This window comes from Microbacterium sp. CFSPD4_SD4 (assembly GCF_057364585.1).
In genome coordinates this window covers 16,165-32,448 of the sequence record NZ_JBNFOC010000016.1, presented here as the reverse complement: position 1 = coordinate 32,448, position 16,284 = coordinate 16,165, and the positions used below count along the sequence as shown (strand labels likewise).

The 16,284-nt window shown below is 70.7% G+C and carries 12 protein-coding genes, 2 tRNA genes and 2 pseudogenes; 2 read left to right on the top strand and 14 right to left on the bottom strand.

From position 1 onward, the window contains the following. Positions 1 to 386: 386 nt before the first annotated feature. The 6 genes from AC2W7E_RS15715 to AC2W7E_RS15690 all read right to left on the bottom strand — a co-directional run bounded on the left by AC2W7E_RS15715 (position 387) and on the right by AC2W7E_RS15690 (position 5,357). Complete coding sequence (locus AC2W7E_RS15715) at positions 387 to 1,739, bottom strand: MFS transporter (protein WP_315109770.1); 1,353 nt, start codon at positions 1,737 to 1,739, stop codon at positions 387 to 389. 42 nt (positions 1,740 to 1,781) lie between these two features. Further along, positions 1,782 to 2,996: an alpha-hydroxy acid oxidase gene (locus tag AC2W7E_RS15710; protein ID WP_315109773.1), complete on the bottom strand. Its 1,215-nt coding sequence runs from the start codon at positions 2,994 to 2,996 to the stop codon at positions 1,782 to 1,784. 151 nt (positions 2,997 to 3,147) lie between these two features. Continuing rightward, positions 3,148 to 3,876 (bottom strand): GntR family transcriptional regulator, encoded by a 729-nt coding sequence (locus AC2W7E_RS15705; RefSeq protein WP_085605873.1) that lies wholly within the window; start codon positions 3,874 to 3,876, stop codon positions 3,148 to 3,150. A gap of 135 nt (positions 3,877 to 4,011) precedes the next feature. Then, a tRNA-Ala gene (locus tag AC2W7E_RS15700) sits at positions 4,012 to 4,084 on the bottom strand. A 90-nt stretch (positions 4,085 to 4,174) separates the two neighbouring features. Beyond that, positions 4,175 to 4,265 (bottom strand) — tRNA-Ser (locus tag AC2W7E_RS15695). Between the two features lie 45 nt (positions 4,266 to 4,310). Continuing rightward, complete coding sequence (locus AC2W7E_RS15690; protein ID WP_485989481.1) at positions 4,311 to 5,357, bottom strand: hypothetical protein; 1,047 nt, start codon at positions 5,355 to 5,357, stop codon at positions 4,311 to 4,313. A 176-nt stretch (positions 5,358 to 5,533) separates the two neighbouring features. Here AC2W7E_RS15690 and AC2W7E_RS15685 point away from each other — a divergent pair, with 176 nt between their 5' ends. Then, positions 5,534 to 6,316, top strand: coding sequence for a hypothetical protein (locus AC2W7E_RS15685; protein WP_485989480.1), 783 nt, complete (start codon positions 5,534 to 5,536; stop codon positions 6,314 to 6,316). 3 nt (positions 6,317 to 6,319) lie between these two features. On the opposite strand, the gene cydC is transcribed toward AC2W7E_RS15685, so the two are convergent. Genes cydC through AC2W7E_RS15660 form a run of 5 tightly spaced genes read right to left on the bottom strand, consistent with a single transcriptional unit; the run spans position 6,320 to position 12,758 of the window. Further along, a complete protein-coding gene (gene cydC, locus AC2W7E_RS15680) occupies positions 6,320 to 7,987 on the bottom strand; it encodes a thiol reductant ABC exporter subunit CydC (RefSeq protein ID WP_485989479.1) in 1,668 nt (555 codons plus the stop codon). Then, complete coding sequence (gene cydD, locus AC2W7E_RS15675) at positions 7,984 to 9,642, bottom strand: thiol reductant ABC exporter subunit CydD (RefSeq protein ID WP_485989478.1); 1,659 nt, start codon at positions 9,640 to 9,642, stop codon at positions 7,984 to 7,986. Before cydD ends, cydC begins: the two co-directional genes overlap by 4 nt. Further along, a complete protein-coding gene (gene cydB / locus AC2W7E_RS15670) occupies positions 9,639 to 10,667 on the bottom strand; it encodes a cytochrome d ubiquinol oxidase subunit II (protein ID WP_025105486.1) in 1,029 nt (342 codons plus the stop codon). Before cydB ends, cydD begins: the two co-directional genes overlap by 4 nt. 14 nt (positions 10,668 to 10,681) lie before the next feature. After that, on the bottom strand, positions 10,682 to 12,097 hold the full coding sequence (locus AC2W7E_RS15665) for a cytochrome ubiquinol oxidase subunit I (RefSeq protein ID WP_025105485.1): 1,416 nt from the start codon (positions 12,095 to 12,097) through the stop codon (positions 10,682 to 10,684). After that, positions 12,084 to 12,758 carry a helix-turn-helix transcriptional regulator gene (locus AC2W7E_RS15660; protein ID WP_085605984.1) on the bottom strand — a complete coding sequence of 225 codons (675 nt, stop codon included), beginning with the start codon at positions 12,756 to 12,758 and terminating at the stop codon, positions 12,084 to 12,086. The genes AC2W7E_RS15665 and AC2W7E_RS15660 overlap by 14 nt, the downstream gene beginning before the upstream one ends. A 100-nt stretch (positions 12,759 to 12,858) precedes the next feature. Here AC2W7E_RS15660 and radA point away from each other — a divergent pair. Continuing rightward, positions 12,859 to 14,225: pseudogene (gene radA, locus AC2W7E_RS15655) on the top strand (DNA repair protein RadA). A 17-nt stretch (positions 14,226 to 14,242) separates the two neighbouring features. On the opposite strand, the gene AC2W7E_RS15650 reads toward radA, so the two are convergent. From AC2W7E_RS15650 to AC2W7E_RS15640, 3 genes and pseudogenes are all read right to left on the bottom strand, one after another. Beyond that, the gene (locus tag AC2W7E_RS15650) at positions 14,243 to 14,662 is read right to left on the bottom strand and encodes a hypothetical protein (RefSeq protein ID WP_025105482.1); all 420 of its coding nucleotides are present in this window, start codon (positions 14,660 to 14,662) and stop codon (positions 14,243 to 14,245) included. Between the two features lie 243 nt (positions 14,663 to 14,905). Beyond that, entirely contained in the window at positions 14,906 to 15,547 is a 642-nt protein-coding gene (locus AC2W7E_RS15645; RefSeq protein ID WP_485989477.1) for a hypothetical protein, read from the bottom strand. Between the two features lie 61 nt (positions 15,548 to 15,608). Beyond that, a pseudogene (locus AC2W7E_RS15640) lies at positions 15,609 to 16,108 on the bottom strand (amino-acid N-acetyltransferase). Between the last annotated feature and the right edge of the window lie 176 nt (positions 16,109 to 16,284).

Sequence of the window (16,284 nt, the reverse complement as noted above, 5' to 3'; positions counted from 1 at the left end):
GTTGGTCTTTGATCCAAAGGAATTCTCACCCAGCCGAAGCTAGACGAGGATAATTTGGCATTTGACAAGTGCACGCTGTTGAGTTCTCAAGGATCGGATGCTCCCACGACCCAGCCATCACAACCAGGCCCGCAGGGCAACTTCTCTATCTTACCGATCTCGTTTCCGTTGTCAAGTCCGAGTTTCTTCGGCCTGACCGTGGGAACGGATCAGCATCCTTCATCCTGTTCACTCTGTGAGTGTGTGGGATTCGGGAGGTGTTCGATGCTTGACGGGAGCCGGTCCGAGGACCTCCGCTCAACCGTTTGGGGCGAACAGGTAATAACTTACGTGGGTTCCGGGCATCGGGCAAATCACCGCCGATTCCCGGGCGTGTCGCCCGCCCCTCAGTCCGCGGCCCTTCCCGCCGGCGCGAACCGGGAGGAGTCGGAGTGGTCCTCGGGCTGCAGATCCCCGACGCGCTTCGGCGTCGCGACGACAGCCAGCAGCGACACCAGGCAGGCGCCGATGACGAACAGCACCACGAACCAGAGTCCTCCCCCGGCGGCCGCGACGAGCGCCGTGGCGATGAGCGGGGTGGGTCCGGCGATCAGCGCGCCGTTCAGCTCCCGGGCCGTCGCGACGCCGGTGAAGCGGTACCGCGTCGGGAAGAGGTTCGTGAGGAACGTCCCGGTGGAGGCGGCGGTCGCACCCACGGCGATGACGCCGAGCGCCGTCATCCCGAGAGCCGCCCACACCGGGTCGCCCGACTGCAGCGAGAGGAAGACCGGGTACGTGAGGACGATCCCGGCGACGGAGCCGAAGATCACAACGCGCTTGGCTCCGAAGCGATCCACCGCGATCCCGCCGAGGACGGGTGCGAAGGCGGTGAGGAGCGAGGCGACGAGCACGGCGACCAGTGCCTGGACCCGGGGCATCCCGACCGTCAGCGTGAGGTAGCTGAGGGCAAAGGCGCTGAGCACGTAGTTCGTCACGTTGTGGCCGCACACGCTGAAGAAGCCGACGACGAGCTCGCGGGGGCTGCGGCGGAACAGCTCCGCCAGGGGCACCTTCGTCGCGGCCTGCTCGGCGTTCCCCACCGCGGCCCGGTACTCCGGCGTCTCCTCGAGGCGACGACGGATCCACAGCGCGAGGACGAAGAGCACGGCGGAGACCAGGAACGGGATGCGCCAGGCCCCGCCCAGCAACACGTCGCCGGGCAGCATCGAGGCGAAGGTGAAGGCCAGCGTCGCGAGGAAGGCGCCCCCGGGAGCACCCGAGGTGACCAGTCCGATCACCCTTCCCCGGCGCGGTTCGGGTGCGTACTCCGCGACGAGCGTGAGGGCACCGGCGAGTTCTGCTCCGGCACCGAAGCCCTGGACGAAGCGGAACAGGATCAGCAGGATCGGCGCCGCCACCCCGATCGCCTCGGCGGTCGGGAGGAGCCCGATCCCCACGGTCGCGATGCCCATGAGCACGATGGTCAGGATCATCGCGGGCTTCCGGCCGACCCGATCCCCGAGGTGGGAGATGATGAGGCCGCCGAGCGGCCGCACCACGAAGCCGACGGCGAAGGTCGCGAAGGCCAGCATCGAGGCGGAGGCCGGGATGACGTCCGGGAAGAAGAGCGGGCCGATCACCAGGCCGGCGGCGGCGCCGTAGAGCGCGTAGTCGTACCACTCGATGAGGGTGCCGAAGTAGGCGGCGGCGATCGCCCGCCTCGCCTGCGGGGTCATGGTGCGCTGCTGTTCGTGGGCCATGGGGTGTCCTTTCGTCATTGAAAAGTGCTGGCGTGGTCGTGGCTATCCGGTCGGCGCGAGGACGGCGGTCCCCCGGCCGCGCAGCTCGGCGGTCGTGCGCACGCCGAGAAGCTGCATCGTCGACAGGGTCTCGTTCGCCACCAGGGCGAGCGCCCTCTCGACCCCCACCCGGCCGCCCGCCATCAGGCCGTACATGTATCCCCGGCCGAGGAAGACGAAGTCGGCTCCGCACGCGATCGCGGCCACCACGTCGAGACCGCTGCGGATGCCGGAGTCGAGCAGGATCGGCACATCGTCGCCGACGGCGGCGCGCACGGCGCCCACGATCTCGACGGGCGCGATCGCGCGGTCGAGCTGACGACCGCCGTGGTTGGAGACCCAGATGGCATCCGCGCCGGCGTCGATGAAGCGTTCGGCGTCGACGGCGGAGAGCACGCCCTTCACGACGATCGGCCCGCTCCAGTGTGTCCGCAGCCAGCGCACGTCGTCCAAGGACAGCGCGGGATCGAACATGCTGCCCACCACGTCGGTGACGCGTCCGGAACGCGGGCCGAAGTTCGCCATGGCCGGCGCGTCGTGGGCCAGCAGATCGAGGGTCCAGGAGGGATGCAGCGCCGACTGGACGGCGGTGCGCAGGGTCAGACGCGGCGGCATCGAGAGCCGGTTGCGGTCGTCGCGATAGCGCTGCCCCGGGACCCGGGTGTCGACGGTCAGCACGAGCGCGTCGAACCCTGCCGCGGCGGCCCTCTCGATGAGGGCGAGCGACGCGGCGCGATCGCGCCGCAGGTAGAGCTGGAACCACCGCCGCGCGGCGGGTGCGGCGTCGGCGACGTGCTCGATGCTCCGCGTTCCCATCGTGGAGAGCACGAACGGCACGTCGCGGTTGGCGGCCGCACGGGCCCCGTCGGTTTCGCCGGCCGCACGCATGAGGGCGGTGAGACCGATCGGAGCGATGCCGATGGGCATCGCGTGCTCGCGTCCCAGCAGGCGGGTGGTGAGCGTCGCCCCCGCGGCACTCTCGGTGACCGTGGGCACGAACCTCCGGCGGGCGAAGGCGGCCTCGTTGTCCCGAGCGGCCTGTTCGGTCACCGCGGCACCCTCGACGTAGTCGAAGACGAATCCGGGCACCCGTCGCTTCGCGAGCCGTCGCAGATCGTCGAGACAGCGCGCCTCGGCGACGCGCGTCGCCTCGGTGGGAAGGGCGGGCGGAGCGAAGCTCAACAGCTCGGTGAAGGTGCGGATGCGACGTCGCAACAAACCTGGATCCTCTCGGCAACTCCCATCGAGGCCGAAGAGCCGACCGCGGTGTCGGCACCACCATAGCTCCCAAATATCTTGGGCACAATAGCGATATTCCTCAGATATATCTCACGGAGGTGTGACGGCTTGCGCGTACGCCGCGGAGGCGTCAGGCTTCGAGGAACGCCTGGAGGACGAACTCCCGCAGCTCGACGAGGTGTTGGCGCATGGCCTCCTCGGCCGCCCGCGGATCGCCGGTGCGGATCGCCTCGAGCACCTGCTGGTGACCGTTGTTCTCGACGTCCGAGTGGATGCGCGCATCGATCGCCGGGATCAGGTGATGGCTCCGCGTCGTCTCGTCAAACAGGCCGCTCATGAGCGTCTTCGCCCGAGCGTTGCGCGCCGCGCCGAGGATGCACTCGTGGAACGCGCGGGCCGCATCGGTCAGCTCCGCCGTGCCGGAGCCGCTGCGCTGCGCGTCCAGGATCGAGCTGAGCTCCTCGACGAAGGCCTCGCTGCCGTAGCGCGTCGCACTCGCGGCCATCGGCGGTTCGATGATCAACCGCAGGTCGAGCACCTCGCGCACCTCGTTGATGCCCAGCGGGCGGACGACGTATCCGCGTCGGGGAAGGGCGACGACGAGCCCCTCGACGACGAGGATCTGCAGGGCCTCACGCACCGGCGTCTTCGACACCCCGAACCGCGCGGCCAGCTCGGGTTCGATGACGACCTCGCCCGGGGCGAGCCGGGTGCGGACGATGTCGTCCCGGAGCGCCACGTACACCTTCTGCGTACGCGACAGCACCCGATTCCCCTCGCCGAGGGCCGCGGCACGGCGCTGGCTGTCGACGGCATGCGTGTGCAGGGTCGAGCCGGATTCGCTGGGCGTCGCGTCCATGCCCTCAGCCTAGGGGCACCGAATCGGACCCCTGCCGCCGAGCGGTCCCGTCGCGGCGATCGGATCAGCCCCGTGCGCCAACGAAAGAACCTCGCCCCGCGAGATGCGGGGCGAGGTTCTTTCGTTCTGTTCCTGTGGACCTAAGGGGATTCGAACCCCTGACCTCCTCGATGCGAACGAGGCGCGCTACCAACTGCGCCATAGGCCCGTGAACGACATCTACGTTATCACGCTCGGGATCCCGGACATGACGAAGGCCCCGCATCTCCGTGTTTCCAGGGAGTCGGGGCCTTCGTGGTGGCGGTGACGGTGGGATTTGAACCCACGGTAGGGGGTTACCCTACACAACTTTTCGAGAGTTGCACCTTCGGCCGCTCGGACACGTCACCGCGGATCAGTTTACGACACCGGGGCCGAGCGCGCGAATCGGCGGGTCACCAGGCGGTGGCGACCTCGGCGTGGGCGCGGAGGATGCCCTCCGTGGAGCCGGCGGGGGCGCGCCCGATGCCGCACTCCGTGGCGACGCCGAACTCCGGCGCGAACGGGACGGCGGCGGCGATCCGGCGACGCGCACCCTCCGCGCCGTCCTCCCGGTGCACGAGGCCGAGGTAGAGCTCCTCGACCGGGGTGAGCGCGGCGAGCGGGGCGAAGTAGGCCTCGTCATCGTGGCCGATCGGCACGGGAAGGTGCAGCCAGGTGAGCGGACGGTGGGCCGCGGCGATGACGGCGTTGGCGTAGCGGACGAGGGAGCCGGCGTCGGTCGGCTCGAAGAAGTGCTTCTCCCCCGCGTCGCCGTAGCAGAGGTGCACGCCCACCTCGACGTCGTCCGGGACGGCATCGACGAGGGCGGCGAGACGCGAGACGAGGCCGTCGAACGGGTCGCCGGGCCACCACCCCTCCATGACGGCGCCGTAGCCGGAGGCGCCCTCGAGGATCCCCATCTCGCTCGCGACGTCCCACTGCACCGCGAGGTCGTCGTGCGGGATCGCGGCGAGGATCTCGTCGAGCTCGCGGAGCATCGCGGCGGTGTACACGGGCTCGATCGCGGTCCGGTCGTCGCCGTGGAAGAACGAGGAGATGACGGCGAGCGGGGTGGGCAGCGAGACCTGGAACCGGGTGCCCGCGGCGACCACTCCCTCCTCCCGCAGCCGGGTGAAGAGGCCGTACGACTCGATCGCCGCGGAGGCGTGCTCCAGCGGAGGCAGCGCGATGGTCGCCGGGTCCACGCCCTCGGCGATCCGGAGGCCCCGGGCGTCGATTCCGGCGGGGAACGGGATGGGCTCGTCGCCGATCCGCTCGATGCCGTCCGCCTGGCCGATGACGTCGGGCTGGAACATGATCCAGTGGAACCGTTTGCCCACCTCGCCGTCCGGGATGCGACGCAACCGGTCGCCGAGCAGCTCCGCCGCGGTGCGCATCGTCGTCTCGGCGTCGTCGAAGTTCACACTGCCCACGAGAAGGGCACCCTGGGGCTGCGTCATGGCCTCAGGATATCCCTCGCCGACCCACCCCCTTCCGGCCGAGCCACCCCTCTGCGTGCGGCCGAAAGGGGGTGGGACACACGCAAGGGGGTGGGTCGGCGAGGGGAGGTCAGGATTAGGATTGCCTAAGAACCCGCCGCCTCCGGGGGCAGAACGACGGGAAGGATGCAAGCAGCATGGGATTCATCACGTCTGCGGCGCTCGCCGAGACCGGATACGTGGTCCTCGACGACGAGACCACCCCGGTGGACCCGTCCGAGTGGCAGGACCTCGAGTACGTCGGCTGGCGCTCCTCCGGCATCACCCGCTTCGCACCCCTGACGAGCTACGCGGGCGAGATCGACTGCAACGGCTTCTGGAACCACACGCCGCCGCGCACCGACAAGGACGGCGTCTGGATTCCCTCGCAGGTCGCGATCGCCTCGACCCTGCAGCGCCGTGCCCTGGCCCCCGGCGCCGGCGTCGGCCGCTGCCGGGTCATCGAGCTCCAGCCGAACGACTACGCCGACGCGATCTACAACCTGCACCAGGACGACAACAACCGCCTCAACGAGCCGGGCACGGGCTGGGTGGTCCGCGGGTATTACAACCTCACCGACGACACCGACTCGATGCTCATCCTCCGCTCCGACCGGTTCGACCCGGTCACCGAGGTCCGGCTGCCGCTGCGCGCCGGCTCCCGGATCATCGTCGACACGCAGCGCTTCTGGCATGCCGTGTGGCATCGCGGGACAGGCCCCCGGTACGCGCTCATCACCTCCTGGACCAGCGGCCCCGAGCTCGATGCGTACATCGCCGCGCACCACGGCGACCCGCATCCGCCGACGGTCGACCTCGACCCGCGTGTGGTGGACGAGGCCCAGGTCGAGATGCACCGCCGGATCGAGGAGCGCCGTCGCGCGTTCGAGGCGCAGGGCATCGTGATGGAGCCGCCCGCCGACATGAACCTCGTCGGCTGAGGCTCAGACCGTCCGGCCGCCCTCGATCCGCACGGCCCGGTCGACCGTCCCCGCGGGCGGCGCCACGTGCGAGATGAGCAGCACCGACTGCTCCCCCGTCGCCTGCAGCAGGTCGCGCAGGAGAGCATCTGAGGCCTCGGGGTCGACGCCCGCCGTCGGCTCGTCCAGCACGAGCACCGGGAAGCCGCGGAGCAGCGCGCGAGCCAGAGCGATCCGCTGCGCCTGACCGCCGGACACCAGCGCACCGCGGTCGCCCACCCGCGCATCGAGCCCTCCGCGCTCGCGCACCCACGCCGCGAGTCCCACACGGTCGAGCACGGCGAGGAGTTCTTCGTCGGTGGCCGTGTCCCTGGCGAAGAGGAGGTTCTGCCGCACGTCCTCGTCGAAGAGCTGCGGCTGCTGCTCGCATAGGCCGACGACGCGGCGCAGCGACGGTCCGGACAGCGCCGCCGCGTCGAGATCGCCGATCCGGTACTCGCCGTCCACGCGGAGGAAGCCCACGAGCGCGGCCGCCAGCGAGCTCTTGCCCGCCCCGCTCGCCCCGGAGACGAGCACCCGCTCACCCGGCGCGAGGTCGAGGTCCACCCCGGTCAGCGCCGCCGCCCCTCCGGGCCAGTGCGCCGTGGCTCCCCGCAGCGTGAGCGCGGGGACGCCGTCGACCGCGACGTCCTCCCCCGCGTCGGTCCGCAGCTCCGACGGCATCTGTTCGGGCAGCACGTCCACGATGCGCTCCGCGCTCGCGCGGACGCTCCGCCACGAGGCCGCCGCGATCGGCACGGCGCCGAACACCTCGAACACGACCATCGGCACGAGCACCGCGACCGCGAGCCACGGGGCGTCGATGGCTCCCGTGGCGAGGCCCGGGGCTGCCACCGCCAGCGCCCACACCGAGGCGGCGCCGGCCATCAGCGAGACCACTCCGGCCGCGACGGCCTGCGCCAGCGACGCCCGACCGACGACCCGACGCAGGGCGGCATCCGCGACACGGATCCGCTCTCGGGCCTGCGCCTCCGCGCCGAACGCGAGCAGCACGTCGAGGCTGCCGAAGTAGTCGACGAGGGCGGCGGACACCTCGGCCCGACGCGCCGACACCGCGGCCTCCGCACGGGAGCCGAAGATCCAGCCGAGCCCGACGGCGGCGAGCGCGGCGACGAGGAGGCAGACGGCGAGCGTGAGCGCGGCCGGCGGCGAGACGAAGGCGAGGAAGCCGACGGCGCCGAGGGCGACCACGCCCGAGACGGCGAGCGGCTGCACGACCCGGAGCGGGAGGTTCTGCAGGTTCTCCACGTCGTCGACGAGAGCCGCGAGCACCTGGCCCCGGTCCGTCGCGCCGAGCCCCGCCGGCGAGAGCGGGATGAGGCGGCACACCATGTCGGACCGGGTCGTGGCGAGCTGTCGGAGGGCGGCGTCGTGACCGCTGAGCCGCTCGAGGTACCGCGTGACGGCTCGGGTCACGGCGAAGAACCGCACCCCGACGACCGCGATGGACAGCGGCACGAGGGAGTCGACGATCGACGCGCTCACGATCAGCCAGCCGCTCACCGCGAGGAGGCTCACGGCGGCGGCCGCCGACAGCACGCCCCAGATCAGCCCGGGGAGGAAGCGGCGGAACGGCGGCTGCGCGAGCCGGAGCACCTCCCGGACCCGGTCGCTGCGGGTCGTCTCGTTCATGCGCTCACCCCCAGCGCCACGATCCGGTCGGCGATGTCCCTGGCCGAGCGGCGGTGCGAGACGAGCAGGACGGTGGCGCCGGCATCCGCTCGCGCGCGCAGCGACCGCCACAGCCGCTCCTCGGTGTCGGCGTCGAGGGCGCTGGAGGGCTCATCGAGCGCGAGCATCCGCTCCGGCATTCCGTCGTGGCGGTACAGCGCCCTGGCCACCGCGACGCGCTGCGCCTGTCCGCCCGACAGCCCTGCGCCCTGCACACCCAGCACGCGGTCGGCGTCGATGCCCTCGGCGCACGCGGCGTCGAGCGCCCGGCGCACACGGGCGAGGTCGGGAGCGGCATCCCCGAGGGCGACGTTCTCCGCGACCGTGCCGCGCATCAGCCCCGGCGTCTGCCCGGCCCAGGCGAGCCAGTCGGACGGTGCGAGCTCGGCGATGTCCCGTCCGCCCCAGGTCGCCGTGCCCGTGGAGTCCACCGCACCGCGGAGGGCGGCGAGCAGACTCGACTTCCCGGAGCCGCTCGGCCCCTCGATCAGGGTCACCGACCCGGGCTCCGCGACGAACGACACCGGCGGGAGGTCCCGCACGCGGAGTTCCTCCACCACGAGTTCCCGCCCCGCCGGCACGACGTCGACCCGGCTGCCGGACGATTCCACGGGGTTCGGTCGTGCGTCCGTGCCGAGGTCGTGCGGGCGCATGCCGCCCCGGTCCCGGTCGCGCGCCGCATCCAGCACGTCGAACACGTCTTCCGTGGCCGCGACGCCCTCGGCCGCCGCGTGGAACTGCACGCCTACCTGACGGATGGGGAGGAAGGCCTCCGGGGCGAGCAGCAGCACGAAGAGACCGACCTCCAGGCTCAGGTCGCCCGACAGCAGCCGGAACCCGACCGCGACCGCGATGAGCGCGACCGCGAGCGACGACAGCAGCTCCATCGCGAACCCCGACAGGAAAGAGAACCGCAGCACCTTCATGGTCTCGCGGCGGTACTCGTCGGCGGTCGCCTCGATGCGGTCGGCCGCCCGACGGTCCCGGCCGAACAGCCGCAGCGTCGACAGCCCCTGCACCGTGTCGGCGAAGCGGGCGGCGAGGTGCTGCAGCGTCTGCCACTGCTTCTTCTGCACCGTGCGGGTCGCGATGCCGATGAGGATGAGGAAGAGCGGGATGAGCGGCAGGGTGATGACGGCGGTGAGCCCGCTCGGCCAGTCCTGCCACCACATGACCGCGACGAGCACCGGCGTCGCGATGACGGTGAGCACGAGCTGCGGGATGTACCGCGCGAAGTACGCGTCCAGGGCTTCCAGGCCGTGACCGGCGGTGACGGCGATCTGCGTCTGATTCCGCTGCGCGAGCCACCCGGGGCCGAGGCGTCCGACGGCCGCCACGAGCGCCGCGCGCAGCTGCATCCCGGTCCGGGCGGCGGCCTGCGTGCCCGCGGCGTCGGAGGCGGCGATGAGCAGACCCCGCAGGAGGGCGGTCCCGAGCAGCCAGACCAGGGTCACGGTGACGTCGCGCCCGGCGATGGCCCCGACGACCGCCTCGGTGAGGAGCCACGCGAAGGCGATCGTCACCGCGGTCTGGAGGACGCCGATCGCGGCCGACGCCAAGAGGAATCCCCGGGCGGCGGCCGCGTATCGGAGCAGCCTCGGATCGACGGGTTTCACGCGTGCGCCGGAGCCCCCTCGATCGACCGGCGGGTGACGCGCTTGCGGAACACCCAGTAGGTCCAGGTCTGGTACGCGATGACCAGCGGGAGGGCGATCAGCGCGGTCCAGCTCATGATCTGCAGCGTATACGGAGTGCTGGACGCGTTGGCGATCGTGAGACTGTACGCCGGATCGATGGTCGACGGCATCACGAACGGGAACAGGGCGGAGAACAGCATGACGACGGCGAACATGACCGTGAGCATGCCGGCGAAGAACGCCCACCCGTCGCGGCGGACGAGCGAGAAGCCGACCGCCGCGATCAGGCTGACCGCCGCGAGCGCACCGGCTCCGATGACGAGCCAGAGCAGCGGAGCCTCGCGGCCCATCGCGATCGCGACCGTCCAGATCACCGTCGCGGCCGCGACGAGGATCGTCGGGATGGCGGCCTTCTTCGCGAGCTTCTGCGCGTCCTCGTGCACCTGGCCGTCCGTCTTCAGCGCGACGAACAGCACGCCGTGCAGGAAGAAGAGCAGCAGGGTCGTCACGCCGACCAGCAGCGCGTACGGGTTGAGCAGCGAGAAGAAGCCGCCGACGTAGATGTGGTTCTCATCGATCGCCACCCCCTGCACGATGTTGCCGAAGGCGACGCCCCAGAGCAGCGCCGGGACGACCGAGCCGATCACGATCATCCGGTCGAAGCCCTGCTTCCACTTCCGGCTCTCCCGCTGATGGCGGTACTCGAACGAGACGCCGCGGAGGATGAGCGCGAGCAGGATGAGCAGCAGCGGCAGGTAGAACCCGCTGAACAGCGTGGCGTACCACTCGGGGAACGAGGCGAAGAGCGAGGCCCCGGCCACGATGACCCACGTCTCGTTGAGGTCCCACACGGGACCGATCGTGTTGATGACCTGTCGGCGCGACACGTCGTTCTTGCCGAGGAACGGCAGCGACATGCCGACACCGAAGTCGAACCCGTCGAGGACGAAGTAGCCGACGAACAGGAAGGCGACCACCCAGAACCAGATCGTTGCGAGATCCATGATGCTCGTTCCTCTCAGTACACGACCGACGGCAGCTGAGCCGTCTCCTCATGGGGCTGTTCGTCGGTGTCCGGCCCCTTCTGGGCGGCCTTGACGATCAGCCGGACCTCGACCACGGCCAGCGCGGCGTAGATCGCGGTGAAGGCGATCAGCGAGATCAGGACCTCGAGTCCGCTCACGCCGGGCGAGACGCCGTCGCGGGTGGACATCAGACCGAACACGATCCAGGGCTGTCGACCCATCTCGGTGAACACCCAGCCCATGATGTTGGCGGCGAGCGCGAGCGGGAACGACCAGATCGCGACCTTCCACATCCACGGCGCGACCGGCTTGGTGGCCTTCTTGCGGGTGACCCAGAGGCCGGCGACGGCGACGAGGGCGGCGGCCATGCCGAGGCCGATCATCCAGCGGAACGACCAGTAGGTGATCCACAGAACAGGGGCGAAGTCGGTGAGACCGGTGCTCGCATAGGTCTGGGCGTACTCGGCGTTCAGGTCGTTGATGCCGTGCACACAGGCGTCGAGCGTGTGGGTCGACAGCAGCGACAGCAGGTACGGCACCCGGATCGAGAACAGCTCCGAGCTGCCGTCCGGCGTGCCCAGCGTGAAGATGCTGAAGGAGGCATCGGCGCCGCAGACGGTGTTGAACGTCGCCTCGGCGGCGGCCATCTTCATCGGCTGCGCGGCGTACATCGCGAGGCCCAGCTGGTCGCCCGTGAGCACGACGCCCGCGGTGGAGAAGATCATCGCCCAGAGGCCGAACTTCAGCGAGACGCGCATGGTGTCGAAGTGCTGCCCGCGGGCCAGGTGCCAGGCGGACACCGAGATGACGACACCCGCGGCGAACATGAGCGCGCCGAAGATGGTGTGCGGGAACGCGGCGAGGGCGACGGGGTTCGTCAGCAGCGCCCAGAAGTCGGTGAGCTCGGCGCGGTTGGTCACCTCGTTGTACGTGTAGCCGACCGGGTTCTGCATGAACGCGTTGGCGGCGATGATGAAGTACGCCGACAGGATGCTGCCGATCGAGACGCACCAGATGGTGGCCAGGTGGATCTTCTGCGGGAGCTTGTCCCAGCCGAAGATCCAGAGGCCGATGAAGGTCGCCTCGAAGAAGAACGCCAGCAGGCCCTCGAAGGCGAGCGGGGCGCCGAAGACGTCGCCGACGAAGCGCGAGTAGTCCGACCAGTTCATGCCGAACTGGAACTCCTGCACGATGCCGGTGACGACGCCCATCGCGAAGTTGATGAGGAAGATCTTGCCGAAGAAGCGGGTGAGGTGCAGGTACTGCACCTTGCCGGTACGCACCCACGCGGTCTGGAAGATGGCGGCGACCAACGCCATGCCGATCGTCAGCGGGACGAAGAGGTAGTGGTAGACGGTCGTCAGGCCGAACTGCCATCGGGCCAGGGCGAGCGGATCAAGCCATTCCATGAGCGACTCCCGTTCTGTTCGACGCCTGCGCGGCGGTGTCGCGCAGCTGCACGGTGCATTCGGAGGGCTGCGCGGCCTCGCGCACGCACTCGGCTTCGAGCGGACCCCCCGCTTCTGCAAGGATGCCCTGCATCAGCCCGAGATGCACCTGGCACAGCATCGGGCGGTCCTCCGGCCGGCCGGCCGCGTGCGGGCACGGACTCAGGTCGACGGTCAGACCGCGGTCGTCCACGACCGGCTCGAAGCCGCTCTCCTCCAGGTGCTCGACGAGGGCGTCGAGCTGGTAGGTGGCGTCCTTGCCGAGGGCGGTCCCGGTGCCGGGGAGGACGCTGCGGAGCAGGTCGCCGCGACGGGCGGCGGCCTTGGCCTTGTTCCGCGCGACCGGACTGGAGGCGTCCGGGGCCCCGGTGGCGGCGCGGTACAGCGTCCGAGGGCGCCCCCGGGTGGTGCGGTGCTCCACGGTCGGGATGACGTAGCCGCCCTCGATGAGCCGCTGCAGGTGCTCGCGCACGGTGTTCGGGTGGAGGCCGGTGGCCTCACACAGATCGCCGATCGCGAGTTCTCCGGAGGCGCCGGAGTGCCCGGCCTCGAAGAGGAGGTGCAGGATGCGCACCCGGGAGTAGCTGGAGATCGGCCCGCAGACGGACCCGCCGTTGGACATGTCTCAATTATCGGCCGGGGCCGGGGGCCGCCGGGGGAAGCGGGCCGTGAATAATCGCCTGGTCGATAGGGATGTCTGATCCCGCCGATAGCCTGGGGGCATGGCCACCCGGAAACCCGCTCCCCCCGCGTACGTCTGCACCGAGTGCGGGTGGACGACGGCCAAGTGGGTGGGCCGCTGCGGGGAGTGCCAGCAGTGGGGCACGGTCCAGGAGCAGGCCGCGCAGACCGGGATCCTCCGTCGCGTGAACGCGCTCGCACCGACCGCCGATCGCGCGGCGCGGCCGATCACGCAGATCACGACGCAGGACGCGCCGCGCCGCACGAGTGGGGTCGGCGAGTTCGACCGGGTGCTCGGCGGCGGCATCGTGCCGGGAGCCGCGATCCTCCTCAGCGGCGAGCCCGGCGTCGGCAAGTCCACCCTGCTGCTCGAGGTCGCCGCGCAGGCCGCGCGGAGCGGGCGACGGGTGCTCTACGCCAGCGCCGAGGAGTCGCCGGCCCAGGTGCGCCTGCGAGCGGAGCGGACGGGCGCCCTGCACGACGAGCTCTACCTCGCGAGCGAGACCGACCTCGCCACGATCCTCGGCCACATCGACGAGGTGCAGCCGCAGCTCGTCATCGTCGACTCCGTGCAGACCGTGTCGTCGTCGCTCACCGACGGCGCGGCCGGTCAGCCCAGCCAGGTGCGGGAGGTCGCCGCGACCCTGATCCGGGTGGCGAAGGAGCGCGATCTGCCGATCATCATCGTCGGCCATGTGACCAAGGACGGCCAGGTGGCGGGGCCCCGGGTGCTGGAGCACCTCGTCGACGTCGTGTGCCACTTCGAGGGCGACCGGCAGACCTCGCTGCGCTTCATCCGTGCCCTCAAGAACCGCTTCGGTCCCACCGACGAGGTCGGCTGCTTCGAGATGACCGGAGACGGCATCGCCGAGGTGCCCGACCCCTCCGGCCTGTTCCTGTCGCAGGGCGCCTCCGAGCCGGGGACCTGCGTGGCCATCTCCCTCGAGGCCGTCGCGCCCTCCCCGTCGAGGTGCAGGCGCTCACCGTGCCGAGCAACGCGCCGAACCCCCGGCGCATCGTGCACGGCCTCGACTCCTCGCGGGTGGCCATGGTGCTGGCGATCCTCGAGCGCCGGGCGGGCGTGCCCACCGGCAGCCTCGACGTCTACGTGTCCACGGTCGGCGGGGTGCGCTTCACGGAGCCCGCCGCCGATCTCGCCATCGCGATCGCCGTCGCCGGGTCCATCCAGATGATCTCGGTGCCGCGCACGGTCGCCGCCGTCGGCGAGCTCAGCCTCGCGGGCGAGGTGCGGCCGGTGACGCAGGCGGCGCAGCGGCGCTCCGAGGCCGCCCGGCTCGGCTACGAGCAGGTGGTGGACGACCGCTCGAAGACCCTGCGCGCGGCGCTGGGCGACGTCAGGGCGCGGAACAGCGCCCGTCGCCCCGACCGCGACATCCCGCCGTTCTGAGTCGGAGGGCGCCCGGGTCAGGCGTCGAGCGCCTTGAGCAGCTCCACCGGGTCGGCCTGCATCGGGTGAGGCCCGGCGATGTCGAGGAACACGGTCGTGATCGGGTGGGCGGAGAGGAACGCGCGCAGCCAGGCGGCGTCGTAGATGCCGACCCCGGGCGGCAGGTTGGCGGGCTTGTTCTTCGCGTCGCTGAAGAGCAGCAGGGCGAGGTCACCCGAGTTCGGGTCCCGATAGGTCCACACCTCTCCGCTGTCGAGCGGGTTGTCGCGCGCTCCCGGCTTGATGAGCGGGACGACGGTGGTGCCGTGCCGCAGCGCGAGGGCCACCGCGGCGACGTCCTGCTTCTCGAGGGCGAGCGCCAGAGCCTCGGACCGGAAGTCCTCGGGCGCCGGCTTCTTCTTCGCGCTCTTCCCGGACTTCGCCTTCTTCGCTGCCATGCCTCCAGCTTAGGCATCGGGGCGGCGGGGCGGCGCCGGGGAAAGATTGGGGCCCTCTCGAGTCCTCCATTGGGGACTGGGGTACTCGAGAGGGCCCTCGGACTCTCGAGCGGCGGTGTCGAAGCGCTGGGGACGCTGTAATTCGACGCCACTGGGGATGGCATGTTGCCGCATAGCGGGAGAGTCACCTCTATGGTATCCCAAAGACCGGGCCCCTGTCAGCACAAGCACCGGCCGCGGCTCTCAGAACAGGAGGATCTGGGTGGTCGTGGCGCTAGGGAACCCGCCGATCGAGACGCCCACGTGATACGAGGCGCCACCGCCGGGAGCACGCTGACGGTTCTCCTGTGCGCAGGTCTCGACACTGGACCGGGTGCGGTCCCAGACGACCGGCTCCTTGCTCACCACGGTGGACCCGGCGGTGAGCGTGGCGATCATGCTGCTGGGGTTCTCCTGGCAGTCCGTCGAGCGCCACCACTCGTCCGAGCCGCTGGAGATCGTGAACACCTGGGTCGTGGAACCCACGTCGATCGTGCAGTCCTTCGTGCCCTTGTTGGTCAGGGAGATGGAGAGCTTCGGCAGAGCGCCGTCGGGATAGGACTCCGCATCCGTGACGGCTTTGACCTCGATGTCCTTCGCCTCGCAGGGGACGACGGCCGGAGTGGCATCCGCCGACGGCGAGGGGGCGGGCGAGGCCGATCCGGACGGCGTGGGCCCCGAGGAGGCGGAGGAGGTCGGTGCGGGTGCCGGCTCCTGCGCCCCCGTGGACGCCCACGGCCGGGCGATGAGGAGCCAGACGGACGCGCCGATCGCGAGGACGAGGACCAGCCCGAGGAGTACCGCCAGACGCCGACGACGGTACACGGCGGCGGAGTGACGGGGCATGCCTCCAGGTTAAGCGATCCCCGTCCGCGAGCCGGGGAGGCGCGAGGCGGTGGTCCGGGGCTCAGAGCACCTTGAGCATGCGCGTGTTGCCGAGCGTGTTCGGCTTCACATGCGCGAGGTCGAGGAACTCCTCGACGCCGGCGTCGCCGCTGCGCAGGAGCTGCGAGTACACGTCCGGATCGACGACCTGCTCCCCGATCGGGTGAAGCCGCGACGCCCGAAGAAGTCGACCTCGAACGTGAGGCAGAACAGGCGGGTGAGACCGAGTGACCGCGCGTTCTCCTCGAGCCGCTCGACGATCGCCCGACCGACGCCGTGGTGGAGCCAGTCGTCGCGGACGAGCAGGGTGCGCACCTCGCCGAGGTCTTCCCAGATCACGTGCAGGGCCCCGCAGCCGATCAGCTCCCCGTCCGCCTCGGCGACGACGAACTCCTGCACGGCGCCGTAGAGCACGGCGAGATCCTTGCCGAGCAGGATGCGCTGCTCCACCATCGGCTGGAGCAGGTTCCGGATGCTGACGATGTCGGCGCTGCGGGCCGGCCGGACGATGTACGCGCTCACCCGACCAGCCTAGGACCCGCCCCTCCCGTCGGCTCTCAGACGCGACACAGCTTCGGAGATCCCGGGCGACACCCCGGCGCCCCGGGGCGTCGCCCCGCGTGTCGACTGTCGTCTCCGAAGTCGTGCCCGGAGCGAGGGCGGAGTGGGGACGACGAAGGGGCGGACGCTGTCGCATC